Annotated in this window: 20 protein-coding genes; 6 read left to right on the plus strand and 14 right to left on the minus strand. The window is 65.5% G+C overall.

Translation table 11 applies throughout. The features are described 5' to 3' along the window. The first annotated feature begins 27 nt into the window (after positions 1-27). Complete coding sequence (locus TK90_RS04710; RefSeq protein WP_012982347.1) at positions 28-714, plus strand: hypothetical protein; 687 nt, start codon at positions 28-30, stop codon at positions 712-714. A 23-nt stretch (positions 715-737) separates the two neighbouring features. Here TK90_RS04710 and TK90_RS04715 read toward each other — a convergent pair whose 3' ends face one another. From TK90_RS04715 to egtC, 3 genes are all read right to left on the minus strand, one after another. Next, positions 738-1,472: an SIMPL domain-containing protein gene (locus TK90_RS04715; protein ID WP_012982348.1), complete on the minus strand. Its 735-nt coding sequence runs from the start codon at positions 1,470-1,472 to the stop codon at positions 738-740. 19 nt (positions 1,473-1,491) lie between these two features. Further along, positions 1,492-2,646: an SUMF1/EgtB/PvdO family nonheme iron enzyme gene (locus TK90_RS04720; protein WP_012982349.1), complete on the minus strand. Its 1,155-nt coding sequence runs from the start codon at positions 2,644-2,646 to the stop codon at positions 1,492-1,494. Between the two features lie 65 nt (positions 2,647-2,711). Next, complete coding sequence (egtC, locus tag TK90_RS04725) at positions 2,712-3,494, minus strand: ergothioneine biosynthesis protein EgtC (protein WP_012982350.1); 783 nt, start codon at positions 3,492-3,494, stop codon at positions 2,712-2,714. 82 nt (positions 3,495-3,576) lie between these two features. Here egtC and egtD point away from each other — a divergent pair, with 82 nt between their 5' ends. From egtD to TK90_RS04740, 3 genes are read left to right on the plus strand one after another with little or no spacing between them, the layout of a single operon-like run. After that, positions 3,577-4,602, plus strand: a complete 1,026-nt coding sequence (gene egtD, locus TK90_RS04730) for an L-histidine N(alpha)-methyltransferase (protein ID WP_012982351.1) — start codon at positions 3,577-3,579, stop codon at positions 4,600-4,602. Continuing rightward, entirely contained in the window at positions 4,599-5,111 is a 513-nt protein-coding gene (locus TK90_RS04735) for a histidine phosphatase family protein (RefSeq protein ID WP_012982352.1), read from the plus strand. Before egtD ends, TK90_RS04735 begins: the two co-directional genes overlap by 4 nt. Beyond that, positions 5,112-6,611 carry an exopolyphosphatase gene (locus TK90_RS04740; RefSeq protein WP_012982353.1) on the plus strand — a complete coding sequence of 500 codons (1,500 nt, stop codon included), beginning with the start codon at positions 5,112-5,114 and terminating at the stop codon, positions 6,609-6,611. Here the strand turns inward: TK90_RS04740 and ppk1 are convergent. The 4 genes from ppk1 to TK90_RS04760 form a co-directional block, all read right to left on the minus strand. Next, entirely contained in the window at positions 6,604-8,676 is a 2,073-nt protein-coding gene (gene ppk1, locus TK90_RS04745; protein WP_012982354.1) for a polyphosphate kinase 1, read from the minus strand. The genes TK90_RS04740 and ppk1 overlap by 8 nt on opposite strands. 77 nt (positions 8,677-8,753) lie before the next feature. Beyond that, on the minus strand, positions 8,754-9,668 hold the full coding sequence (gene argF, locus TK90_RS04750) for an ornithine carbamoyltransferase (RefSeq protein ID WP_012982355.1): 915 nt from the start codon (positions 9,666-9,668) through the stop codon (positions 8,754-8,756). Then, positions 9,665-10,861 carry an acetylornithine transaminase gene (locus TK90_RS04755; protein ID WP_012982356.1) on the minus strand — a complete coding sequence of 399 codons (1,197 nt, stop codon included), beginning with the start codon at positions 10,859-10,861 and terminating at the stop codon, positions 9,665-9,667. Before TK90_RS04755 ends, argF begins: the two co-directional genes overlap by 4 nt. Positions 10,862-10,957: 96 nt before the next feature. Next, on the minus strand, positions 10,958-11,539 hold the full coding sequence (locus TK90_RS04760) for a superoxide dismutase (protein ID WP_012982357.1): 582 nt from the start codon (positions 11,537-11,539) through the stop codon (positions 10,958-10,960). Positions 11,540-11,706: 167 nt separating this feature from the next. Between TK90_RS04760 and TK90_RS04765 the strand changes: the two genes are divergently transcribed. Then, positions 11,707-13,236 (plus strand): DASS family sodium-coupled anion symporter, encoded by a 1,530-nt coding sequence (locus TK90_RS04765; protein ID WP_012982358.1) that lies wholly within the window; start codon positions 11,707-11,709, stop codon positions 13,234-13,236. 131 nt (positions 13,237-13,367) lie between these two features. After that, positions 13,368-15,278: a methyl-accepting chemotaxis protein gene (locus TK90_RS04770; RefSeq protein WP_012982359.1), complete on the plus strand. Its 1,911-nt coding sequence runs from the start codon at positions 13,368-13,370 to the stop codon at positions 15,276-15,278. A gap of 63 nt (positions 15,279-15,341) precedes the next feature. On the opposite strand, the gene TK90_RS04775 is transcribed toward TK90_RS04770, so the two are convergent. From TK90_RS04775 to TK90_RS04805, 7 genes are all read right to left on the minus strand, one after another. Then, complete coding sequence (locus TK90_RS04775) at positions 15,342-16,211, minus strand: amidohydrolase 2 (RefSeq protein WP_012982360.1); 870 nt, start codon at positions 16,209-16,211, stop codon at positions 15,342-15,344. 89 nt (positions 16,212-16,300) lie between these two features. Then, positions 16,301-16,744: a glutathione S-transferase N-terminal domain-containing protein gene (locus TK90_RS04780; protein ID WP_012982361.1), complete on the minus strand. Its 444-nt coding sequence runs from the start codon at positions 16,742-16,744 to the stop codon at positions 16,301-16,303. Positions 16,745-16,804: 60 nt separating this feature from the next. Beyond that, positions 16,805-17,371 (minus strand): DsrE family protein, encoded by a 567-nt coding sequence (locus tag TK90_RS04785; RefSeq protein ID WP_012982362.1) that lies wholly within the window; start codon positions 17,369-17,371, stop codon positions 16,805-16,807. 89 nt (positions 17,372-17,460) lie between these two features. Further along, entirely contained in the window at positions 17,461-18,183 is a 723-nt protein-coding gene (phoU, locus tag TK90_RS04790; protein ID WP_012982363.1) for a phosphate signaling complex protein PhoU, read from the minus strand. Between the two features lie 26 nt (positions 18,184-18,209). After that, entirely contained in the window at positions 18,210-19,040 is an 831-nt protein-coding gene (gene pstB / locus TK90_RS04795; protein ID WP_012982364.1) for a phosphate ABC transporter ATP-binding protein PstB, read from the minus strand. Positions 19,041-19,230: 190 nt separating this feature from the next. Continuing rightward, positions 19,231-20,898, minus strand: a complete 1,668-nt coding sequence (gene pstA / locus TK90_RS04800; RefSeq protein WP_012982365.1) for a phosphate ABC transporter permease PstA — start codon at positions 20,896-20,898, stop codon at positions 19,231-19,233. Between the two features lie 10 nt (positions 20,899-20,908). Next, on the minus strand, positions 20,909-23,179 hold the full coding sequence (locus TK90_RS04805; protein WP_012982366.1) for an ABC transporter permease subunit: 2,271 nt from the start codon (positions 23,177-23,179) through the stop codon (positions 20,909-20,911). Positions 23,180-23,230 lie beyond the last annotated feature (51 nt).

Consider the following 23,230-nt stretch of genomic DNA (forward strand, 5'->3'; position numbering starts at 1 on the left):
TGCGTCCATCCAGGACGGGACCTAGCAATGGCCAAATCCCAGGAACCCTCTGCTCCAATCCAGTACCGCTCCACCGGGCGCCCGCCGCGCTATCTGATCGTCCTGCTGGTGCTGGCGTTCATCTGGGCGGGGTTCTGGGGCGTGATCATGCTGCAGTCCGGCGAGCCGAAACCGGTGACCCTGAGCGAGCAGGAACAGGTGGAGCTCGAGGCCAAGCTGCAGGCGATCTCCGCACCCGATGCGCCGCGCCCGGACCAGGCCCCCAGCGAACCGATCATCGATCTCGAGGCGGAAGCGGAGCCGCTGATCCCCGAGCTCTATGAAGAGACCGACGAGGCGCGGATCGTTCAGTTCACGGAACGCGAGCTGAATGCCCTGATCGCGCGTGACCCGGACCTGGCCGGACGGGTGGCGGTCCGCCTGACGCCGGGGCAGGTGAGCACCCGGGTGCGCATCGACGTGCCCGCGGACGTACCTCTAATGGGAGGGCGCGTCCTCAACGTGCGTTCCGGTGTGCGTTTCGAGACCGAGGGCGACGAACTGCGCGCCCGGCTGGTCGGTGTGTCCGTTGCCGGGATCCCCCTTCCGGATGCCTGGCTGGGCGGCCTGAAAGACGAGGACCTGCTGGCGCTGGAGCCCTTCCAGCACCTGCGCGCGGGGATCGAGAGCATCGATGTTCGCGAAGGTGAGCTGGCCCTGCATCTCGCGCGCTAGACTCAGCGTCGCGGACAGCGGGCTTATCTCGGGTCGACGCGCAGCGTCTCCCCTCCCAGCGCCTCGACCCTGGCCCGAACGGTGACGGACACCGTGGAGGTCCCGGCCTCCAGGGCAGGTGGACTGGCGGATTCGTCCATTGCACGCATCGCCATCATCGGCTGCGGGCGGTCGTAGCCACTGTCGACGAGCTCGATTTCCACGGGACGCAGGTGAGTCGCCCCCAGTGAACGTGCGATCGTGCGGGCCTGATCCTTCCAGTCGTCCATCGCAGCCTCCAGCAATGCCTTGCGGTGCTCCTGCTGGGTCTCGCGGCTGAGGGAGAAGCGAATCTGGCCCACGGTGAGTTCGTCCGACTGCAGGGCACCCACCAGTTCGGTCAGGCTTTCGAAGTCAGGGCTGTCCAGCTCCAGTGTCTGCTGAACCTGCCAGGCCGTAATCTGGCCCGGTTCATCGCGGTCATGGATGGCCTGCGTCGTGTAACTGCGGGTCGAGGCCTCGACAGCGTCATAGTCCTCTGCTCGCGCCAGGGCCTGTTCCATGAGGCGATTTACCGTGGCCGCGGCGTCGCGGGCGTCCGGCGCGCGGGCCTGGGCCTGCATCTGAACTGTCATTCGGTCATTCTCCACCTGGCGCTCGGCATGGCCGGAAAGCATCAGGGTGGTGTTGCCATCGGCGGCCGCCAGGGGTGGGACCAGCAGCAGGGCGCTCAGCCAGAGGCATGCGACAAGAGGACGCAGGGATGTGGTGCGGCGCATGGGATGATATCCGGTAGGGTCAGGGTTCCAGAGTACGTGCAAGTCGCAAGCCGGCAAAGACGTGGCGTTTTTCCGGCGTGAAGAAATTGCGCATGCTCGGCCGCTTCAACAAGGGGTCGCTCCAGTCGCTGCCGCCGCGCAGGACGTAATGCTGGCCATCGAACCATGGTGCCGAGTATTCGTGGTAGGGGAATGGGCGGAATCCGGGGTAGGGTGCGAATGGATTTGCGCACCATTCCCACACCCGCCCGGTGCCCTGCAGTGCTCCCTCGCGACAGGCGTGTTCCCATTCGTGTTCGTGGGGCAGCCGGGCAATGGCCCATCGGGCAAAGGCCTCGGCCTCGAACTGGGAGATGCCCACCACCGGGGCATCGGGTTGGCGCTGGATGGTGTCCTCCGGGAGAACCTGCAGGCCCATGCCTGCCCCCGACTCCCGCCACCCGAGTGGGGCCTGGATGGCGTGGGTGTCGCGCCAGGCCCGTCCTTCGTCGCTCCAGAGTTCATCACGGCTGTAGCCATGATCCTCGATGAACGCGGTCCATTCCGCGTTGGTCACCGGGTCCCGCCGGATGGCAAAGGGGGCGAGTGCGACCGTGTGGACGCCCTGTTCGTTATCAAACGCAAGTACGTCCGTGGTGCCCACGGTGGTGGACGTGGCGTCCCACTCGACCCATGCACCTGCTGTGGGGGAGTGGAGGGTTGGGCGGTGGGACACGCTGGCGCCAGCGTTCGGCTCCCGCAGACGCGCAAACCAGAGGACTTGGGCGAGCGTTTCCAGATGCATGGCGTGATGCTGGGCGAGGAAGCCCACGAGGTATCCGTCGTCGAGCAGTGGATGGCGGCGAATGTCGGGTTCCGTGGCCAGCCAGTCGCGATGCCGCGCCTGGCAGTCGCGCCCCCAGGCAAGCAGGCTTTCGCCCGCCGGAAGCCGCCCGCCACGGCGCCACTTCGGGCTCCATTCCGGGAAATAGAGGTCATGCCAGTCATGGGTGCTGTGCGCGTCGAGACCCAGTACACGTTCGCGCAACCACACGGCCTCGATGAAATGGCAGTGGGCGTAGTGCCAGCCGATCGGACTCAGGTCCGGATGGTACTGGTTGCGCCACATGTGCGGTGGGATTGTCTCCAGCGCGATGTTCAAGCGCTCGTGCTGGCGCGCGAGTGCGTCCAGCATGGGCGAAAAAGGGACAGGGGTCGTTGGGTGTTGAAATTCCCGCGCGCTCATACCCGGTGGAGGATCTAAAGCGCCAGGAGTTCCGGGGGCTCGTCGGGATCGAGAATCAGGATGTGCCCCGAAGGCACCGGACGCCAGCGCTCGCGGTCGGTGAGTGGCTCCGAGGCGACGACGACCGAGTCCTCGGGGAAGTCGTCATCGTCGCTGGTGTAATAGAGGCTGGGGCAGGCGCTGTTGACCGCGTGTCGGCTGGCGATCACCCGGCGTCCGTCGGACAGAATGACGTTCAGGAGTGCCATATCCTCGCCCAGCCAGGTCTCGAGTGTGGAGAAGGCCTCGCCCAGGGCCCCTTCCAGTGTCGCGTTCTCGTCGTCCGCGAGGAACTGGCGGACCAGCGCGAACAGGTACTCGGAATCCGTGGTGCCCTGGATGCCTGCCTCGATCTCCGGGGTGAGCAGATTTTCGATCTGGCGGCGGATGTTCGGTCTGAATCCGCCAATGAGCCCGTTGTGACTGTAGAGCAGTCCGTCTCTGGCAAAGGGCTGGGCATTGACCGTGCCACCCCCGAAGCCGGGGGTTGCGCTGCGGATGGCCGCGATCCAGAGGGGTTCCTCCAGTGTGCTCGCAAGGGTTTGCAGGTTCGGGTCCTGCCACAGGGGGTCGGCGCGGCGATAGCAACGAGCGGTGCCATCTTCACTGAACCAGCCAAAGCCGAACCCATCCGCGTTGACCCGGGCATAGACCAGTTCCTGTGGCGCAATCGCCTGTTCGATGAGATTGTGCGGCGGATCCAGCAGTACCCGCCGAAGCGCAAGCGCGGGACCCAGATAGGCAAGATGTCGGCACATTGATCAGCGCTTCCCTGAGGGCAGTTGGGGCGTCCGGGGTTTCATGGTAGCGTGCCGGGAACCCCGAAGCACGGATGTGCCCATGAAGCCCGAGAGTCCCGCCATACCGCTCCCGGAGCGTTATACCCGGCATGTGGTGCAGGTGCGCGACCCGCATGCGGAACTGGTGGCAGACTTCCGTGAGGGCATGCTGGAGGCGCCGCGCTGGTTGCCACCCAAGTACTTCTACGATGCCCGTGGTTCGCAGCTGTTCGACGCCATTTGCGACACGCCGGAGTATTACCCCACGCGCCTGGAGTCGGACCTGCTGGAATCCCGCGCGGCCGAGATCATTGACACCTCGGGCGCCCACACGCTGATCGAGCTCGGCAGCGGGACTTCGCGCAAGACCGAGTACCTGTTGGCGGCGCTGAACGAGCGGGTCGACGATCCGTATTACGTCGCCAACGACGTCTGTGGCGAGATCCTCGACGAGGCGGCCGAACGTCTGCTGGGGCGATTTCCTTCGCTTACGATCGAGGCCCTGTGTGGTGACTATGTCGCCGCACTTTCGGCTCTTTCGACGCTGGATTCCGGCCCGGGTGGCGCGCGCCTTTTTACCTTTCTCGGCGGGAGCCTGGGAAATTTCGAGGACGACGAGGCGATTGCGCTGCTGTCGCAGATTCGCGCAGCCATGGGTGAAGCGGACCGGCTCCTGCTCGGACTGGACCGGGTCAAGGCGATTCCCGTGCTGGAGGCGGCCTACAATGACGCGGCCGGTGTGACGGCGGCGTTCAACCTGAACCTGTTGTCCGTTCTCAATCGCGAGCTGGGGGCCGATTTCGACCCGGATGGTTTCCGTCATCATGCCCCGTTCGTCGAGGCGCATTCCCGAATCGAAATGCACCTGGTGGCCGAGGGTGCTCAGACCGTCCAGGTGTCCGAGCCCATGGCGACCCTGCATATCGCGGATGGCGAGACCATCCGCACCGAGATCTCGCGCAAGTTCACGCGCCCCATGGTCGGTCAGCTGCTTTCCGGTGCCGGGCTGTCACTGGTGACACAGTGGTCGGCGCCGGACGAGGCCTACAGCCTGTTCCTCCTGGCACCGGGGAGTGGGCCGGCGTGAGCCTGCGCCCGCGTCTTGTACTGGTACGCCACGCCCAGGCGGGTAACGCGGGGGACTGGGAGGGTGATGATCGCGACCGGCCGCTGAGCGAGGCCGGACAGGTGAGTGCCCGGCGCATGGCGGGGTCGCTGGCCACCCTGCTTGCCGGTCATACGGAACTGCTCACCAGTCCCTACCTGCGCGCCCGCCAGACGGCGGCACCCCTTGCCGATGCGCTCGCCGTCCCGGTACGTCAGAAGAAATGGCTCGCACCCGGACAGGTGGCCGGGGTGGAACTGGAGGCTTTGGCCGCGCGACTGCCGGCCGACGGCAGTCTGGTGGTGGTCGGCCACGAGCCGGATCTTTCGTCTCTGGCAGGGCGTCTGATGGGCGGTCGGCCGGGGGCGGGCGGCGTGCATATGGGCAAGGGTTCGGTCTGCGCGCTGGGCGGCGGTCTGCCGGGCCCCATGCAGCTGGTCTGGCTGCTGCCTCGCCGGGTGCTGGAGGATCTCTCGGGAGAGCGCGGGTAGATGGGCATGAACGGGCAGGGCGAGACCGTCGCGGCGGTCGATCTGGGGTCCAACAGCTTCCACATGATCGTGGCCCGCCGTCACGAAGGCGAGGTCCTGAAGATGGACCGGCTGAAGGAAACGGTGCGACTGGCCAGTGGTCTGGACGCTCGAGGCCGCCTGGATCCAACGGTTGAACGCCGTGCACTGGACTGCCTGGAGCGTTTTGGCCAGCGGCTGCGCCAGTTACGCCAAGGCAGTGTGCGCGTCGTGGGGACCAATACCCTTCGGCAGATGGCCGACAGTCATGTTTTCCTGGCCGCCGCAGAGCAGGCGCTGGGTCATCCGGTGGAGATCATCGCCGGGCGCGAGGAGGCGCGGCTGATCTACCTGGGGGTGGCTCACACGCTCGCCGATGACGGGGGGCGGCGCCTGGTGATGGACATCGGCGGTGGCAGCACCGAGTTCATCATCGGCGAGCGCTTTCAGCCCATGCTCGCCGAGAGCCTGGAGATGGGCTGCGTGACCTTTACCCGCAGGCATTTCTCCGACGGTCGCCTGACACCCAGGGCATTTGCCACCGCCGAGCTGCATGCTGGCCAGGAACTGCAACCGATCGCCGCTACATACCGCGAAGCGGGGTGGGACCATGCGCTGGGTGCCTCCGGCACCATCCTGGCGCTGGATCGTATCGTGCGCGAGACGGGGATCGACGAGGCACCGGGCATTACACTTGCCGCGCTGCGGACCCTGCGCGAGCGCATGATCGAAGTGGGGCGCCTGGACCAACTCGAGCTGCCCGGTCTTGCCGAGGACCGGGTACCAGTCATCGCGGGCGGGCTGGCGGTGCTGATCGGGGCATTCGAGGCGCTGGGGATCGAGCGCCTCCACCCCTCCGACGGTGCCCTGCGCGAGGGGGTGATCCACGATCTTCTGGGCCGTTTCCGTCACGAGGATGTGCGTGGCCTGACCATTCACAACCTGCGGCGGCGCTTCGCGGTGGATGAGGCCCAGTCCGCGCGGGTGCAGGCCATGGCCGCGCGCCTGTTGGGGGCGGTCCGGGCCCGCTGGGAACTGGACGAGAACGACGGCGATCGCCTGGACTGGGCGGCGGAGCTGCACGAGGTGGGGCTGGCCCTGGCGCACAGCAAGTACCACAAGCACGGCGAATACATCCTCAACTGGGCCGACCTGCCCGGGTTCTCCCAACCCGAGCAGCACGAGTTGGCGCTGCTGGTGCGCCTGCACCGCAGGAGCTTCAAGCCGAAGCTGCTCAATGACGTACGAGAGGCCCGGGTCGAGCCTGTGCTGCGGCTGGCCAGTCTGCTGCGGCTGGCGGTGCTGCTGCACCGCTCGCGTTCACCGGAGCCCCCGCCGCTGGAGCGCATCGAAGCACGCGAGCGCGGGCTGGTGCTGGGGTTTTCCACGGGCTGGCTGGAGGCCCATCCGCTGACGCGGGCCGACCTCGAGGAGGAGGCGGGGCAGTGGGTGCGCCACGACCTGGAACTGGCCTTCAGCTAGCGAGGGTGTGGAGGAGTTCCTGCTGGGCAGAATGGGGGGGCTCGTCCGCGGCCGGTTCGACCCGTCGGTAACTGCCGTCGGCCTGTAGCGTCCAGGCGCTGGCGGTGTCCCGCAGGTAGTTGAACAGCGACTCTTCGGCGACTCGGTCGCGCATGGCGGTATCGCGTATCGGAAAGGCGACCTCGACCCGGCGAAAGAAATTGCGGGGCATCCAGTCGGCGCTGGACAGATACAGTTCGGGCTCGCCGCCGTTTTCGAAATAGAACACCCGCGAGTGCTCCAGAAAGCGGCCCAGTACCGAACGCACTTCGATGTTCTCGGAGATGCCTGGAACCCCCGGGCGCAGGCTGCAGATACCGCGCACGATCAACTGGATACGGACCCCAGCCTGTGATGCGCGATAAAGCGCCTGGATGATACGCGCCTCGTTCAGGGAGTTCATGCGGGCGACGATCCGCGCCGGACGGCCTTCGCGCGCGTTTTCCGCTTCGCGCTCGATCTTCTCGCACATGGCATCGTGCAGGCGGAAGGGGGCCTGGATGAGCTCGCGCAGGCGTTCCACCTTGCCCAGTCCCGTCAGCTGCTGGAATACGCGGTGCACGTCTTCGGTCAGTACCGGGTCGGCCGTGAGCAGGCCGTAATCGGTGTAGGCCTTGGCGGTTCCCGAGTGGTAGTTGCCAGTGCCCAGATGCGCGTAGCGCACCAGCTTGTCCCCATTGCGGCGCACCACGAGGGCGAGTTTCGCGTGCGTCTTGTAACCCACCACGCCATAGGTGACATGCACGCCCGCGTCCTGCATCCGGTTGGCCAGCTCGATGTTGTCCGCCTCGTCAAAACGGGCGCGCAGCTCGATGACCACCGTCACCTCCTTTCCCGACTGCGCCGCCTCGATCAGGGTCTCCACCAGCGGGGACTGGGTACCTGTGCGGTAAAGCGTCTGCTTGATCGCCAGCACGCGGGGGTCGCTGGCGGCCTGGCGCAGAAAATCCACCACTGGCATGAACGACTGGTAGGGGTGATGCAGCAGCAGGTCGTGCGCGCGAATGGAGGCGAAGATACTGTCGCCGCTGGCATCCGGGCGTGGCAGGGAGGGGACGAACGGGGGGAACTTGAGGTCGGGCCGGTCGACCAGGTCGTACACCGCCATCATGCGGTTCAGATTGACGAGACCGGTGACCTGGTAGAGGTCGTCCGCCTCCAGGTGGAATTCCTGCAGCAGGAACTGCGCGACCTCGTCCGGACAGTTGTCCGCAACTTCCAGGCGCACCCCGGCGCCATAGTTGCGCTGGGGCAGTTCGCCCTCCAGGGCGTTCAGGAGGTCATCGATCTCTTCCTCCTGCACGAACAGATCGGAGTTGCGGGTCAGCCGGAACTGGTAGCAGCCGGTAACCTTCATGCCCTTGAACAGTTCGTCGACATGGGCGTGCAGGATGGACGAAAGCAGCACGAAATCGGAATCGCCACTGGCCACCTCGCGCGGGAGGTGGACCAGACGCGGCAGTGACCGCGGGGCCTGGACCACCGCGCGCCCGGACTCGCGGCCGAATGCATCCTTGCCTTTCAGCGTGACGATGAAATTCAGGCTCTTGTTCAGGATGCGCGGAAAGGGGTGTGCGGGATCGAGCCCGATCGGGCTCAGCACCGGCTGTAGTTGCTCGCGGAAAAACTGGCGCACCCAGGCCTTTTGCTGCTCGTTCCAGTGCGATCGACGCACGAAATGGATACCTTCGGCGGCCATCGCCGGGATCAGTTCGTCATTCAGGGTGCGGTACTGATCGTCGACCAGCGCATGCGCGCGGGGCGCGATCTGGCGCAGCTGCTCCGCCGCCGAGAGGCCGTCCGGCCCGGGGGTCTGGACGTTCAGGTCGATCTGCTGACGCAGAGATCCCACGCGTACCTCGAAGAACTCGTCGAGGTTGGTGGACGAGATGCTCAGGTAGCGCAAGCGTTCGAGCAGGGGAAAGCCCGGGTCGCGTGCCAGTTCCAGCACGCGCCGGTTGAATTCCAGCAGTGACAGCTCGCGGTTGAGAAAGAGCTCGGTATCGGTCACGTCGGCATCCGGCATGCACGACTCGGGGCAAGGGTGGGGTCCCGAGTGTAGGCCTGCATTATGTCAGTTTCGTGACAGGCCGGGCGAAGGTCTCAGGCTCCGCGGGTCAGCAGGAATTCCATCAGGGCCTTCTGCGCGTGCAGCCGGTTCTCCGCCTCGTCCCAGACCACGCTTTGCGGGCCTTCGAGCACTTCGGTGGAGACCTCTTCTTCGCGGTGTGCGGGCAGACAGTGCATGAACAGGGCGTCGTCGTTGGCCAGACGCATCAGGTCGGCGTCCACGAAGAACCCGGCAAAGGCCCGGCGGCGGGCGCTCTTTTCCTGCTCCTGCCCCATGCTGGCCCAGACGTCGGTGACGACGAGGTCGGCACCCTCGGCCGCCGCGCGCGCATCGCGGGTGAGCTCGAAATGGTCGCGCGTGGCACCCACGACGTCCTCTTCCGGGTCGTAGCCCTCGGGGCAGGCCGCCACCAGCTGGAAGTCCAGCAGGTGCGCGGCATACATGTAGCTGTGGCACATGTTGTTGCCGTCGCCAATCCAGGCCACGCGCTTGCCCCGGATGTCGCCCCGGTGTTCAAGATAGGTCTGCAGGTCAGCCAGCAGCTGCGCGGGATGTTCCCGGTCGGTCAGACCATTGATCACGGGGACCGAGGAGTGCTGGGCGAACAGTTCGATCTTCTCGTGTTCGTAGGTGCGGATCATCACGCAGTCCACCATGCGCGAGAGGACGCGGGCGGTGTCCTCGATCGGCTCGCCGCGGCCCAGCTGGGTGTCGCGCGGGGACAGGAACAGGGCGTTGCCGCCCAGTTGCTGCATGCCAACCTCGAACGAGACCCGCGTGCGCGTGGAGGACTTCTCGAAGATCATCCCCAGCGTCTTGCCGCGCAGGATGTCGTCGTGGTGCTCGCCCGCGTGGGTCTGGCGCTTCAGTTCGACGGCACGTTCGAGCAGGGCGCGTGTCTCGTCCGCGGACAGGTCGTGGAACGACAGGTAATGGCGGGGTTTCATGCCTGGGCCTCCCGGGAATCTTCGGATGCGAGCAGGGTGTCGACCAGATCGGCTACAGTGCTGGCGATCTGGTCGACCTGGGCGTCGTCCACGATCAGTGGCGGCAGCAGCCGGACTACGCGCTGTGCAGTCACGTTGAGAATCAGCCCTGCGTCGAGGGCGGCCTGAACCAGTGTCCCGGCCGGGCGATCCAGCTCGATGCCGATCATCAGTCCGCGTCCGCGTACGGCGACGACCCCCGGTTTGTCTTCGAGCCGGTCGGCCAGGCGGCGGCGGAGGATCTCGCCTTGTCGTCCAGCTTCCTCGCACAGGCCCTCGTCCTGCATCACGTCCAGCACGGCCAGGGCCGCCCGGCAGACCAGGGGATTGCCACCGAAGGTGGTGCCGTGGGTACCCGGGGTGAACAGGCCGGACGCACGGCCGGCCACCAGGTTCGCCCCGATCGGGATGCCGTTGCCCAGGCCCTTCGCGAGCGATATCACATCGGGCGTGATGCCTTCATGCTGGAAGGCAAACCAGTGTCCGGTGCGGCCGATCCCGGCCTGGATCTCGTCCAGCATCAGCAGCCAGTCGTGCTGGTCGGCCAGTTCGCGCAGGCGCCGCAGGTATCCGGGCGGGGGTACGTGGATGCCGCCTTCACCGGTGATGGGTTCGACCAGGATGGCGACCACGTCGGGGTCGCTGCCCAGGGCCGCGACGGCCTCGGCATCGCCATGGGGGACGTGCACGAAGCCCTCGACCAGGGGTTCGAATCCGGCATGGATCTTTTCGTTACCGGTGGCCGACAGCGTTGCGAGCGTACGCCCGTGGAAGCTGCCGTGCATCACGATGACCTTCGGTTTCTCGATGCCGCGGCGGCGGGCATGCAGCCGGGCCAGCTTTATCGCTGCCTCGTTGGCCTCGGCTCCGGAGTTGCAGAAAAAAGCCTGGTCCATCTGCGCGAGCGCGCACAGACGCCGTGCGAGCTGTTCCTGTAGGGGAATGCGGAACAGGTTCGAGGTATGGACGAGCGTCTGAGCCTGATCGCAGATCGCATGTGCCACTTTCGGGTGGGCGTGCCCAAGGCCGCAGACCGCAATGCCGGACAGGGCATCGAGGTAGCGTTTGCCCTCGGTATCCCAGAGCCAGGCGCCTTCCCCCCGTTCGAAGGCAACCGGCAGCCGGCTATAGGTATTCTGCAGGACGTCACTCATTAGCAAAGCTCTCCCAAATGAAGAAGCCGGCGAGCGAGCCGCCGGCTTCTGCCCAGGGTGCCGCACTGGGGCGGCCCCCAATCGCGTTTGCGCGACTTATTTCATCTGCTGGGCGACGAAATCCCAGTTCACCACGTTCCAGAAGTTTTCCAGATACTTCGGCCGCGCGTTGCGGTAGTCGATGTAGTAGGCGTGTTCCCAGACATCGCAGGTCAGCAGCGGGGTCTTGCCATCCCGCATCGGGTTGGCGGCGTTGGAGGTGTTTACGATCTCCACCGAGCCGTCGCTATTTTGCACCAGCCAGGTCCAGCCGGAGCCGAAATTGCCGACCGCGGCCTCGTTGAACTTCTCCTTGAAGCCATCAAACGAGCCAAAGGCACTGTTGATCGCGTCGGCCACCTTGCCGGACGGTTCGCCACCGGCGTCCGGGCCCATGCAGTTGAAGTAGAAGGTGTGGTTCCAGACCTGGGCGCCGTTGTTGAAGATGCCGCCGGCCGGAGCCTTCTTGATGATGTCCTCCAGCGAGGCATTCTCGAACTCGGAGCCGGGCAGAAGGCCGTTCAGCTTGGTCACGTAGGTCGCGTGGTGCTTGTCGTGATGGTATTCCAGCGTCTCGGCGGAGATGTGCGGCTCCAGCGCGTTCTTGGCATAGGGCAGATCGGGCAGTTCGTAGGCCATGAAAGACTCCTTGTAATAAAACATGCGAGACTGCGGCTGGCCGGCCATCGGTGGCCGCGCCAGGAAACCCGTCAACGATAGTCACGTTGCCCGGGGGATGCAATTTCCGATGGCACGGCTTGGTTATCGTTCAGCCAACGTTTGCGGAATTGTGAAGGAGCCACGGCATGTCCGCACCCGATGCCGATCAACAATCGGACGGCGACTCTCCGGCGGCGGGTGCGAGCCCCACCCGCAGCGCCTATGCCTGGCGCGGGCGCATTGGGCTCTTCCTGGGCCCGCTCCTGATGCTCGCGTTCCTGCTTTTCTCGCCGCCAGAAGGCGTTGCACGCGAGGCCTGGTGGGTGCTGGGGCTGACCCTGTTCATGGCGACCTGGTGGATTACCGAGGCCTTGCCTCTACCCGTCACGGCGCTACTGCCGATTGCCCTGTTGCCGCTGCTCGGCGTGATGCCGATGGACGCGGCGACCGCGCCCTATGCCAATCCCATCATCTTCCTGTTCATGGGCGGCTTTGCGATCGCGCTGGCGGTGCAGCGCTGGGGGCTCCACCAGCGGATTGCGCTCGCGATCGTCAGCCGGGCGGGGGACCGCCTGCATCTTCTGGTGGGGGCGTTCATGCTGGCCACTGCAGGGTTGTCGATGTGGGTCAGTAATACCGCGACTGCCGCGCTGATGTTGCCGATTGCCCTGTCCGTTCTGGCGCTGATGGATCGTGATACGCACATCGCGGGTAACGAGATCGGCACCCATTCGCGCCGGCCCGCACTGGCGCTACTGCTGGGGATCGCCTTTGCCGCCAACATCGGGGGCATGGCGACGATCATCGGCTCGCCGCCGAACGCGCTGACCGCCGCCTATCTGGGCGACCGGCATGGCATCGAGATCGGTTTTGTGCAGTGGATGATGCTGGGCCTGCCTTTGGCCACCGCGTTGCTACTGCTGGCCTGGTGGCTGCTGACGCGCTGGGTCTTCCCGGTCCATCGCGTACGCCTGCAGGGGTTGCAGGCAATGATGGACCAGCAGCGTGCCGAGGTCGGAGCCTGGTCGCGGGCCGAATACCGGGTCGCCGGCGTCTTCCTGCTGGTGGCGCTGGCCTGGCTGTCGCGTCCCTTTCTGGAGGGTCTCCTGCCGATTCACCTGACCGATGCCGGGATTGCCATCCTGGGTGCCGGGCTGTTGTTCCTGCTGCCCTCGGGCGCAGCCGACCAGCGCCGGCTGCTGGCCTGGGACAACACGCGCGAGCTCCCCTGGGGGGTGCTGCTGCTGGTCGGCGGGGGCCTCAGCCTGGGCGCGGCCATCGAGGCGAGCGGCCTGGCGGAGCTGGCCGCCGAGGGTCTGGGTGCCGCCCAGACATGGCCGCTGCTGCTGATTATTGCCGGGACCGTGGTGGTGACCATGTTGCTGTCGCATGTGACCAGCAACACAGCCACCGCTGCGACGCTGCTGCCGCTGGTGGCCGCGCTGGCGATGCACATGGAGATCCCGGTCGTGCTCCTCGCGATCCCTGTGGCCTTTGCGGCCTCAGTGGCCTTCATGCTGCCGGTCGCGACCCCGCCAAACGCGATCGTGTTCGCCAGCAATCGACTGCGGGTGATCGACATGATCCGTGGCGGGGCGCTGCTCTCCATGGTGGCGATTGCCGTGATTACGCTTGCGGTCTACGCCCTGGCGGAGGTCATCCTGATGCAGGGATAGGTTCGTCTCCCGGCCTTTCAGGCTTCCTGTGACGCCCCTCAAGTTTTATGCTGCGCCGCCGCTAACGTCGATGAAATGCCGCAGCAAGGATGCCGCTGGCCCGCAAAGCCTTATTGGGGAGAGTCTTCAAAATGTTCGATAACATCCGAATCGGAGTCCGGCTGATGGTCGGGATTATCACGGTGGTGCTGCTGGCCGTGATCCTGACCCTTGTGGTCGTGATGAACAGCCTTGGCACCATGGCCGATCGTGCCGAACAGCGCGAACTGACCGATCTGGCCGCGCAGCTTGTCGGTCGTCTGGACCAGGAAGCCGCGCGCGCGACCGCAATGGCAGAGACCGTGGCGAAGATCCCCGACGTGCAGGAGGCGATGGCGACGGGCGATCGCGAGCGTCTGGCCGAGATGACTGTTCCGAGTTTTGCCTCGCTCAGCGAGCAGTACGGCGTGCATCAGTACCAGTTCCATACCCCGCCGGCGACTTCCTTCCTGCGCGTTCACTCCCCCGACAATTATGGCGACGACCTGTCCGGGTTCCGCCAGACGGTGGTCGACACCAACGAGAAGCGCACCCCGATCTCGGGGCTTGAGGAAGGGGTAGCGGGTCTCGGCATTCGCGGGGTTGTGCCCATCGAACACAATGGCGACCACGTCGGTTCGGTGGAGATCGGTCTTTCGTTCGGCGACTCCTTCTTCGAGGAGTTTACTGCGGATACGAATTCACCGGTCGCGCTTTATCTGCGCGATGGCCGTTCGTTCAGCCGTTTCCGCGGCACGATCAGCGGCGACCCGACCTTCAGCGATGCCGAAATGCGCGAGGTCATGGAGGGCGAAGAACTGGTGCGCAACGTGACCTACGAAGGTAACCCGATGGCCGTGGTCGCGCGTCCAGTCACGGACTTCTCCGGTGATGCAGTAGGTGTACTCGAGGTGATGGTGGACCGCAGCGCGTATGTAGCGATGGCGCGCAACGCAACCGGTACCGTGGTCGCGGTCGGCGTGGTGGCCGTGGCGCTGGGCGCCCTCCTGGCCTGGCTCCTGACCCGAAGCATTGTTCGTCCGCTGAACCGTACGGTCGCACGCCTGAACGATATCGCGGGTGGCGAGGGCGATCTGACCCGTACGCTGGAGGTCTCTGGCAAGAACGAACTCGGCGAGCTGGCCGAGGCGTTCAACAACTTCGTCAAGAAGATCCGTGGTCTCGTCTCCACGGTCGCGGCCGGGGGCGATCAGGTCGCCGCGGCCGCGAACGAGCTGTCCGCCACCAGCGAGCAAACCAACGAGCAGGTACGGCGACAGAAGTCGGAGATCGATCAGGTTGCCACGGCCATGAACGAGATGACGGCCACGGTGCAGGAGGTGGCCCGCAACGCGGCGGATGCCGCCGCCGCGGCACAGAACACCGACCAGGATGCCACCGAGGGGCAGCAGGTCGTGCAACGCACCGTGGCCGCGATCAACGCGCTGTCGCAGCAGGTCGATGGTGCCGCCGAGGTGGTCAGCCGCCTGTCGCAGGATGCCGAGGAGATCAACAAGGTCCTGGAAGTCATCGGCGATATCGCTGATCAGACCAACCTGCTGGCGCTGAACGCGGCGATCGAGGCCGCGCGAGCGGGTGAACAGGGCCGCGGGTTCGCGGTGGTCGCCGACGAGGTGCGTACCCTGGCCAGCCGCACGCAGGATTCGACCCACGAGATCCAGCAGATGATCGAGCGCGTGCAAAGCGGTACCCGCGAGGCGGTGCAGGCGATGGAAGATGGTCGTTCCAAGGCGCACCAGAGCGTGGAGCAGGTCAACCTGGCGGGCGAATCGCTGACGGCGATCACCCAGTCCGTGACGCGCATCAGCGACATGAACACGCAGATCGCCAGTGCCGCCGAGGAGCAGTCCACGGTGGCCGAGGAGATCAACCGCAACGTCGCCAACGTGACCGAGGTGCTGGATCAGACCGCGGCTGGATCGGAACAGATCCGCAATGCCTCGGAGGAGCTGTCCAAGCTGGCGTCCGAGCAGCAGCAGCGGGTGGCGCAATTCAAGGTATAAACCCCGAGCCAGTTGATGCCAAGCCCGGGTCCGGAGACGGTCCCGGGCTTTTTTGTGGTCGGGCTACGGACTCTCGACGGGCGGAAACAGGCGCTCGCCGTTTTCTCGGGCGATCATGCGCTGTACGTTGGGTGGCATCTGCTGGAGCCAGGCTCGGGTGCTGTCCTTCAGCACGGTAAAGTGCTCCCAGCGGGCGAGGCTGAAGGTGTCATTGCCGATCAGGAACCGGTCCGGATAGTCGAGGAACAGCTCGAACCAGTCGGCGTCGATGATGCCGCCGGGATTGATGCGCGGGTTGCGCATGGAGACATCCATGACCATGTTCGGGTGCCGGTCCAGGTAGTCACGCACCAGGGGCGGGTAGGCATAGGAACCGGCGTGCGCCCAGAGGATGCGTACCTCGGGCTGGACGGCGTAGGCATGGTCGATCACGGCGGGATCGCCATGGATCACGATCCACAGATCGCGCTCGACCGCCAATGCCAGCAGATCCTCGAAGCCGGGGGCGAAGCGGTCATCGGCCTGGATGTGCAATTCCCCGATCCCGCGCCACTGGACTGGGCTTCGGTCGAGGATGGCCTCGACCTGTTCCCGCAGGCCGTCCTCGTACATCCAGTCCATCTTGCGCCCCAGGCGCTGGGAGATCTCGAGAAACGGGACGATGCGCGTACCCACCTTCGGTTCCAGCGCTTCGATCAGTTTCGAGCGCGGGGCCATGATGATCGCGGACTGAATCGAATTCTCTTCGAGCGTGCGTGCAACAGCCTCTGGCGGGAAGTGTTCCATCTGCCGGTCGCGGTAGTGCAGGTGGGCATCGAACAGGGGTTCAAATGCCTGGGCAGAGGCTCCACCAAGCAGCGAGCCGAGCAGCAGGGCCGCGGCCGGAAGAATGAACAGACGGGGCAGTCTTCGAGGGCGGTTCAGGGCAGCCATCCAGGGGGTTCCTCGGGTATGGAGCCCCAATTTTATACCGCGCTGTGCCGTCAGGCCCGAGTCGGTGGCCTGTTCTTCAGGTGTCGTGGTCAGGCGTGGGAGTCCCCGGACACCGCGGCATCTCCGGAGCGCCCATCCGGACGGTTCGGGTCGAAGCGCTCACGCAGGTATTCGCCGATCGCCTCCGACTCGTACAGCCAGCGTACCTGGCCGTCCGGTTCCTCAATGCGCAGGCAGGGCACTTGCAGCTTGCCGCCCTCGGTCTGCAGCGCCTCGCGGTGCGGGCCGGCCGCCTGGGCATTGCGCAACTCGATGTCCAGCGACAGCCGCTGCATGGTACGGCGGGCCCGGATGCAGAACGGGCAGGCCGGGAAATGGTACAGCGCGAGGTGGCGCGTCTGTTCGTCAACGCGGGCCTGGTCGGCGGGGTCGCGCTCGATGCCGCGCGGTCGCGACAGACGCTCGCCAATCAGCATGAACGGGGTGAGGATCAGGCGTACGCCGCGAAAAAACCATCGGATCAGAAATCGCATGCGCGAAAGGATGCCACAAGCCCCCCGGCGGGTGACAGAGCCCGCATCGGGCGTGGCACGTCACGGCTGGCCGAAGTCGAACTCCCACGGGTCTTCCGCCGGGGCATCCAGTAGGGACGGTCGCAGGCGAATCACGGTATAGCCTGCTGCCTTCAGGTCCTCCAGTCGGTCCGGTGCGGCAGTGGCCACCTCGACATGTTCGGGGAATGCATCGGGCTCGAGATCGCGCCAGCCGGCAAAGGTCCCGCAGACCACGACGTTGACGCCGTCATCCATCACCAGTGACTCGATCTCGGCGTGGAGCGAGCCATGTGCCGCGGCCTGGGCACGGGTGAGGGTGAACTGCTCCGCCCCGTGGGTGACGACCGCGATCGGCAGGTCCGGAGCGCGCTGGCGCAGCACTCGGATATTCGCTTGGATCTCGGGCAGCAGCGCGCTCAGGGCCGCGCGGTCATTCTCGACAATCTCGAATGCGACGCCATCGGGGAGTTCGTCCTTCTCGAACAGTGCCTTCACCTCGAAAGAGGGTGCGGCCTCTTCGACGTCATCCGCCCCCCACACGTCTCCAACCGCCGCGAACAGGGTCAGGCCGGCCAGGGCAAACAACGTCGAGATGAAACGCGGCATCGGGTCGCAGGGTCCGGGTATGAATGTGCTGAGCCCTATTTTGAGCCTGATCGCCGGGTGGTTGTCTACTCGGCCGGGTTTGTCGCCTCCTAGTGACGATCCCCCGTGGCTTCGGCTGCCATCTGGTCGTAACTGGTGTGGCGGACGTTCTTGCCCTTTACGAAATACACCACGTACTCGCAGATGTTGCGCGCGCGATCGCCGATCCGCTCCAGCGAGCGGGTCGCCCAGACGATGTCCATCAGGCGGGGCACCGCATCGGGGGAGGCAGTCATCTGTTTCATCAGCTTGTGCGTGATGGCCTCGTAGAGGCTGTCGATCTGGATGTCCTGCTGTGCGACTCGCACCGCCTGCTCGGTGTCCATGCGTGCGAAGGCATCGAGCACGCCGCGCGTCATCTCGCGCACGAGCTGGCCCATCTTCGCGATCTCGTCCATCGGTGCCTCGCGGCGATCGGAATCCAGCAGTTGCAGACCCATACGGCCCACACGCTCGGCCTCGTCGCCCATGCGTTCCAGGTCGGTGATGGTCTTGATCACCGCGATCACCAGACGCAGGTCGGAGGCCGTGGGCTGGCGACGGGCGAGGATGTGGGTGCATTCCTCGTCGATCTCGACCTCGAGCGCGTTGACCTTGTAGTCGGAGGTCATCACGGTTTCCGCCAGCGCGGTGTCGCCCTCGACCATCGCGGTTACCGCATCGCCGAGCTGTTGCTCGACCAGGCCTCCCATGGTCATCACCTTCTTGATGATGTCCTCCAGCTCGGCATTGAACTGCTGGGAGATGTGCTGTTTGAAAAAGCTCTTGTCCATGATCCGGACTCCTGATCCGAAATGGCCTAACCGAAACGGCCGGTGATGTAGTCCTCGGTCTGCTTCTTGGCAGGCGAGGTGAACAGGGTGTCGGTGTCGGCGTATTCGATCAGCTCGCCCATGTACATGAAGGCGGTGTAGTCGGACACGCGCGCGGCCTGCTGCATGTTGTGGGTGACGATGACCAGCGTGTAGTCCTTCTTCAGTTCGATCATCAGCTCCTCGATCTTCAGCGTGGCCAGCGGGTCCAGCGCGGAGCAGGGCTCGTCCAGCAACAGGACTTCGGGGTCGATCGCGATCGCGCGGGCGATCACCAGGCGCTGCTGCTGGCCGCCGGACAGGCCGAAGGCGTTCTCGTGCAGGCGGTCCTTGACCTCGTCCCACAGCGCGGCACGCTTCAGTGACTTTTCTACCACCTCGTCCAGACGTCGGCGATTCTTCACGCCCTGCAGGCGCAGGCCGTAGGCGACATTCTCGTAGATGGACTTCGGGAACGGATTCGGCTTCTGGAACACCATGCCGACGCGGCGGCGCAGCTCCGGCACGTCCACGGTCTTGTCGTAGATGTCGTCGCCGTCGAGCCGGATCGTCCCCTCGATGCGGGCGGCATCGATCAGGTCGTTCATGCGGTTGAAGCAGCGCAGGAACGTCGATTTCCCGCAGCCGGAGGGGCCGATGAACGCCGTGATCCGGTTCTTCGGGATCTGGATGTCGATGCCCTTCAGGGCCTGATCCTCGCCGTAGAACAGCTTCAGGTCCTCGGCGGTCAGACAGATCTCCTCGCTGGAGAGCCGCAGGCCGCGGTCGGGTCGGTCGCCTTGCGTCACGCTGACGGCGTGGGTAGCGGTGTCACTCATTTCGGGTACTCCATGGGGAACAGGGTTCGACGCATCCCGTCCTCGCGAGCGCCGCAGGCGCGTGGCGATCTCCGTGGCAGGCTCGGGGGCTGGGTCCGGCGGATGTCCGGGGCCGCGTCGGGCAATTGCCGCGGCCCCTTGGGGGCCTCGCAATGACGATGTGTGCGAGAGAGGTTATGCATGTCGTGTCTCAGTCACTGTCGGCGCGGTACTTCTCGCGCAGGTAGTTGCGGATCGAGATCGCGGTCAGGTTGAGCACGATGATCAGCATCACCAGCACCAGGGCGGTCGCGTAGACCAGCGGGCGGCCAGCCTCGACGTTCGGGCTCTGGAAACCGACGTCGAAGATATGGAAGCCCAGGTGCATGAACGCCCGGTCCAGATGCAGATAGGGGAAGTTGCCATCCAGCGGCAGGGTCGGGGCGAGCTTGACCACGCCCACCAGCATCAGGGGGGCCACTTCGCCGGCCGCCCGAGCGACCGCGAGGATCAGCCCGGTCATCATCGCCGGCGCCGACAGCGGCACGATCAGGCGCCACAGGGTCTCGGCCTTGGTCGCGCCCAGCGCCAGCGAGCCGTGGCGGATACTGGCACCGATGCGGGTCAGGCCTTCCTCGGTGGAGACGATCACCACCGGCAGGGTCAGTAGCGCGAGCGTCAACGAGGCCCAGATGATCGCGGGCGAGCCGAAGGTTGGCGAGGGCAGGGCATCACGGAAGAAGATCTGGTCGATGTTGCCGCCGATCAGGTAGACGAAGAAACCCAGACCGAACACCCCGAATACGATCGACGGCACACCCGCGAGGTTGTTGACCGAGATGCGGATCGTGCGCACCAGCGGGCCCTGCTTGGCGTATTCGCGCAGGTAGATCGCAGCGAGCACGCCGAACGGGGTCACCACGATGGACATCAGAATGACCATCAGCACGGTGCCGAAGATCGCCGGCAGGATGCCGCCCTCGGTGTTCGCCTCGCGCGGGTACCCGGTCATGAAGTCCCAGAAGGCGACGACATAGTGGCGCAGCTTGGCCGGCACGCTCATGTCGTTTGGCCACCAGGCGTTCACGATGCGCGAGAGCGGGATCGTCGCCTCTTGCCCGTCGGCGGCTTCCAGCACGATCGCAAAGCGGCCCAGTTCGTCACGCAGGGCGTTGCGCTCGGCCTCCAGCTCGGCGTAGCGCGCGTCCAGCTCCGCGCGTTCGGCGTCCAGCTCTTCCTGGCGCTGGCCGCGTTCTTCCAGCGACAGTTCGTCGGCCCGCTCGACACCGCGCTGGGCGATGCGCAGGCGCTCGAGGTCGAAGTTGACCCGGCCGATCTCGATGCGCTCGATGCGTTCGATCTGCTGGACCAGTTCGCGGGTCTGCGGCATGCGTTCCTCGAACGCGGTGCGCGCCTGTTCCCCCTCGGCGACGGTTTCGCCGTCTTCCTGATATTCGCGGATGTAGCCGTAGAAATCGCCCCATTGCAGACGCTCCAGCACCACCACGTCGCGCGGGCGTTCCCATTCGGACATGAAGTCGTCCAGGTACCACTGGAAGTCGCGGCTGTCGAGGTCGCGATTGCCGCGCTTGATCAGGTGGCGGACGACGATGTCCTGGCCTTCCGGCACGGTGAATCCAGCGTCGCGCATGGCCTGGGCGGTCATGGTCTCCGAGCGTTGCAGCTCACCCATGACGCGCCGGGGCTCGGAGTCCTGCTCCGTCTGGTATTCGAACTCGATGACCTCCGAGGGCCAGAAGAAGGACAGGCCGTTCACGGCGATCATCAGAATCAGGCCGAAGACCATCACCAGCGAGGCAGCGACTGCTCCGGCATTCAGCCAGATCCACGGGGTGCCGGATTTGAACCAACGATTCATCGCTTATGCCTCAAAGGGAGCTGTATTTCTGGCGCAGGCGCTGGCGCACGATCTCGGCGACCGTGTTTACCGCAAAGGTCAGCGCGAACAGGACCAGGGCGGCCAGGAACAGGATGCGGAAGTGGGTGCTGCCGACGGCGGCCTCCGGCATCTCCACCGCGATGTTCGCGGAGAGCGTGCGCATGCCCTCGAAGATGTTGAAGTTGACCACCGGCGAGTTGCCGGTCGCCATCAGTACGATCATGGTCTCGCCCACCGCGCGGCCGAAGCCGATCATCACCGCCGAGAAAATGCCGGGGCTGGCGGTCAGCAGCACCACGCGCACCACCGTTTGCCACGGGGTCGCGCCCAGGGCCAGCGAGCCCTGCGTCAGGTGCTTGGGCACGTTGAACACCGCGTCCTCGGAGATCGAGTAGATCGTCGGGATGACCGCGAAGCCCATCGCGATACCGATCACGAGCGCATTGCGCTGGTCGTAGGTGATGCCGTGATCGGTCAGCCACTGGCGGGCATCGCCACCGAACATCCAGACCTCGATCAGCGGGCTCATGGAGACGGAGAACCCGCCGATCGCCAGGATCACGGGGATCAGGATCGCGGCCTCCCAGCCGGCGGGCACGAGGTTGCGCAGGTTCTCCGGAAGCACCCGTGTCCACAGGAACGCGGCGGCCAGCATGCCCAGCGGCATCAGGATCAGGATGCTGGCGATCGCCGGCAGGTTGGCCTCGATGAACGGGGCCAGCCACAGCCCGGCGAGGAAGCCGAGGATGACCGTCGGCAGAGCCTCCATCAGTTCGATCGAGGGCTTGGTGATGCTGCGCATGCGCCGTGACATGAAATAGGCGCTGTAGATCGCCCCCATGATCGCCAGTGGCGTGGCGAACAGCATCGCGTAGAAGGCGGCCTTGATGGTGCCGATGGTCAGCGGCACCAGCGAGAATTTCGGCTCGAACTCGTCGGTGGCGGAGGACGACTGCCAGACGTAGTCGGTCCCGGAGCGTCCCTCGTACCAGACCTTCTGCCACAGCACGTGGAAGGAGACCTCCGGGTGCGGGTTCGACAGATCCTGCAGATGCCAGGTCTCGTGATCGTCGATTCCGATCAGCAGGCGGTTGCGCGGGTCGACATACACCCGGTGCAGTGGCTGGTCGGTGATCTGGCGTTCGATCAGGGTCCGCTGCGAGGTGGAATAGTGAATCTTCACCTCGCCCTGATCGTCGGCGGTCAGGAAGCCCTTGCGGATGTATTCCGGCTGGATGTTGCGGATCGCGCCGGCGTGCGAGGGAAAGTCGCGCACCCGGGTGATGCGGTTCACGTTGTCGTCGTCGCGTACCAGCATGTACTGGGAGACCGTGCCGTCGGAGCCCCCGACGATGATGGAGACCGTGCCCAGCAGATACTCCAGCGAGGTTACCTCGGCATCATCGCCGCGGATCACGCGCTTGCTGTCGACCAGGCTGGCGCGTGAGGGGTTATTGATGTCGAAGAAGTGCAGCTGCCCCTGGTCGTCGCCGACCAGCATGTGGCGGCCGGTGATATCCAGCAGAATGCGGGTCGGCGTCGCGCCATCCGGGAGCGAGGGCAGGTCGTAGGCCGATCGTCGCACTTCGGTCTCGCCCGTCATCATCGAGGTGCGTTTCTCGAAGCGCACCAGCTTCAGATCGCCGTCTTGTGTTGCGGCTGCGACGCGGATGCCGCTGGAGCCGCGCTGTATCCCAACCACCGAGATCGCGCGGCCGTCGTCGTCCACGTCCAGCAGCGCGGAGTCCTCGTCCCCCAGGGGGTACACCAGGCCCGGGTCGTACAGACGGCCTTCGGGACTGAAACGCTCGTTGTATTCGTACTCGATGGCCAGTACCTGCCCGTTGTCCAGGCCCGCGGCCACCAGGCGCGTGCGCGGCTCGGCGGCACTGAAGCTCGTGACCTGCACATCCTCCGGGATCGGTAGCGACTCTTCTTTCACGATGTCGCCGCTGTAGGGGCGGAAGAAGAGGGCGCGTCGGTCTTCGGTGAGGCGCACCGCCATCTCGCGATGGCGGTTCACCGCGAGATGGATGGTCTGCGTGTCGGCACCGCCGGGAGCCGCGTACTCGGTGCGTGGTTCCAGAGTCGCCCCCTGGAACATCGGCAGCGTTTCGCTGGCGAGATACACGAACATCAGGGTCAGGGCACCAATCACGGCCACACCGAAAAAGCCGATGGTGTAACGGGCGGTGCGGTCCTTGGTGCGACGCCAGCGCTGGAAGCGGCCGAGCGTCGAGGTGGCGGATAGGCTGGACATTCAGGGTCCCCTGATGCGGCGGGTGTAAGGTGCAACTGGCCGGCATGCTAC

Origin of the sequence: Thioalkalivibrio sp. K90mix, assembly GCF_000025545.1 — a bacterium.
In the GTDB taxonomy this organism is placed as follows: domain Bacteria; phylum Pseudomonadota; class Gammaproteobacteria; order Ectothiorhodospirales; family Ectothiorhodospiraceae; genus Thioalkalivibrio.

Excerpts from the sequence above, each read along its gene's own strand:
- TK90_RS04760 (WP_012982357.1), bottom strand. The coding sequence starts at position 11,539 with ATGGCCTACGAACTGCCCGATCTGCCCTATGCCAAGAACGCGCTGGAG.
- TK90_RS04805 (WP_012982366.1), bottom strand. The coding sequence starts at position 23,179 with ATGTCCAGCCTATCCGCCACCTCGACGCTCGGCCGCTTCCAGCGCTGG.
- pstB (WP_012982364.1), bottom strand. The coding sequence starts at position 19,040 with ATGAGTGACACCGCTACCCACGCCGTCAGCGTGACGCAAGGCGACCGA.
- egtD (WP_012982351.1), top strand. The coding sequence starts at position 3,577 with ATGAAGCCCGAGAGTCCCGCCATACCGCTCCCGGAGCGTTATACCCGG.
- TK90_RS04775 (WP_012982360.1), bottom strand. The coding sequence starts at position 16,211 with ATGGCTGCCCTGAACCGCCCTCGAAGACTGCCCCGTCTGTTCATTCTT.
- TK90_RS04710 (WP_012982347.1), top strand. The coding sequence starts at position 28 with ATGGCCAAATCCCAGGAACCCTCTGCTCCAATCCAGTACCGCTCCACC.
- TK90_RS04715 (WP_012982348.1), bottom strand. The coding sequence starts at position 1,472 with ATGCGCCGCACCACATCCCTGCGTCCTCTTGTCGCATGCCTCTGGCTG.
- TK90_RS04720 (WP_012982349.1), bottom strand. The coding sequence starts at position 2,646 with ATGCTGGACGCACTCGCGCGCCAGCACGAGCGCTTGAACATCGCGCTG.
- TK90_RS04765 (WP_012982358.1), top strand. The coding sequence starts at position 11,707 with ATGTCCGCACCCGATGCCGATCAACAATCGGACGGCGACTCTCCGGCG.
- TK90_RS04755 (WP_012982356.1), bottom strand. The coding sequence starts at position 10,861 with ATGAGTGACGTCCTGCAGAATACCTATAGCCGGCTGCCGGTTGCCTTC.
- TK90_RS04770 (WP_012982359.1), top strand. The coding sequence starts at position 13,368 with ATGTTCGATAACATCCGAATCGGAGTCCGGCTGATGGTCGGGATTATC.
- egtC (WP_012982350.1), bottom strand. The coding sequence starts at position 3,494 with ATGTGCCGACATCTTGCCTATCTGGGTCCCGCGCTTGCGCTTCGGCGG.
- pstA (WP_012982365.1), bottom strand. The coding sequence starts at position 20,898 with ATGAATCGTTGGTTCAAATCCGGCACCCCGTGGATCTGGCTGAATGCC.
- ppk1 (WP_012982354.1), bottom strand. The coding sequence starts at position 8,676 with ATGCCGGATGCCGACGTGACCGATACCGAGCTCTTTCTCAACCGCGAG.
- argF (WP_012982355.1), bottom strand. The coding sequence starts at position 9,668 with ATGAAACCCCGCCATTACCTGTCGTTCCACGACCTGTCCGCGGACGAG.
- TK90_RS04740 (WP_012982353.1), top strand. The coding sequence starts at position 5,112 with ATGGGCATGAACGGGCAGGGCGAGACCGTCGCGGCGGTCGATCTGGGG.
- TK90_RS04780 (WP_012982361.1), bottom strand. The coding sequence starts at position 16,744 with ATGCGATTTCTGATCCGATGGTTTTTTCGCGGCGTACGCCTGATCCTC.
- phoU (WP_012982363.1), bottom strand. The coding sequence starts at position 18,183 with ATGGACAAGAGCTTTTTCAAACAGCACATCTCCCAGCAGTTCAATGCC.
- TK90_RS04785 (WP_012982362.1), bottom strand. The coding sequence starts at position 17,371 with ATGCCGCGTTTCATCTCGACGTTGTTTGCCCTGGCCGGCCTGACCCTG.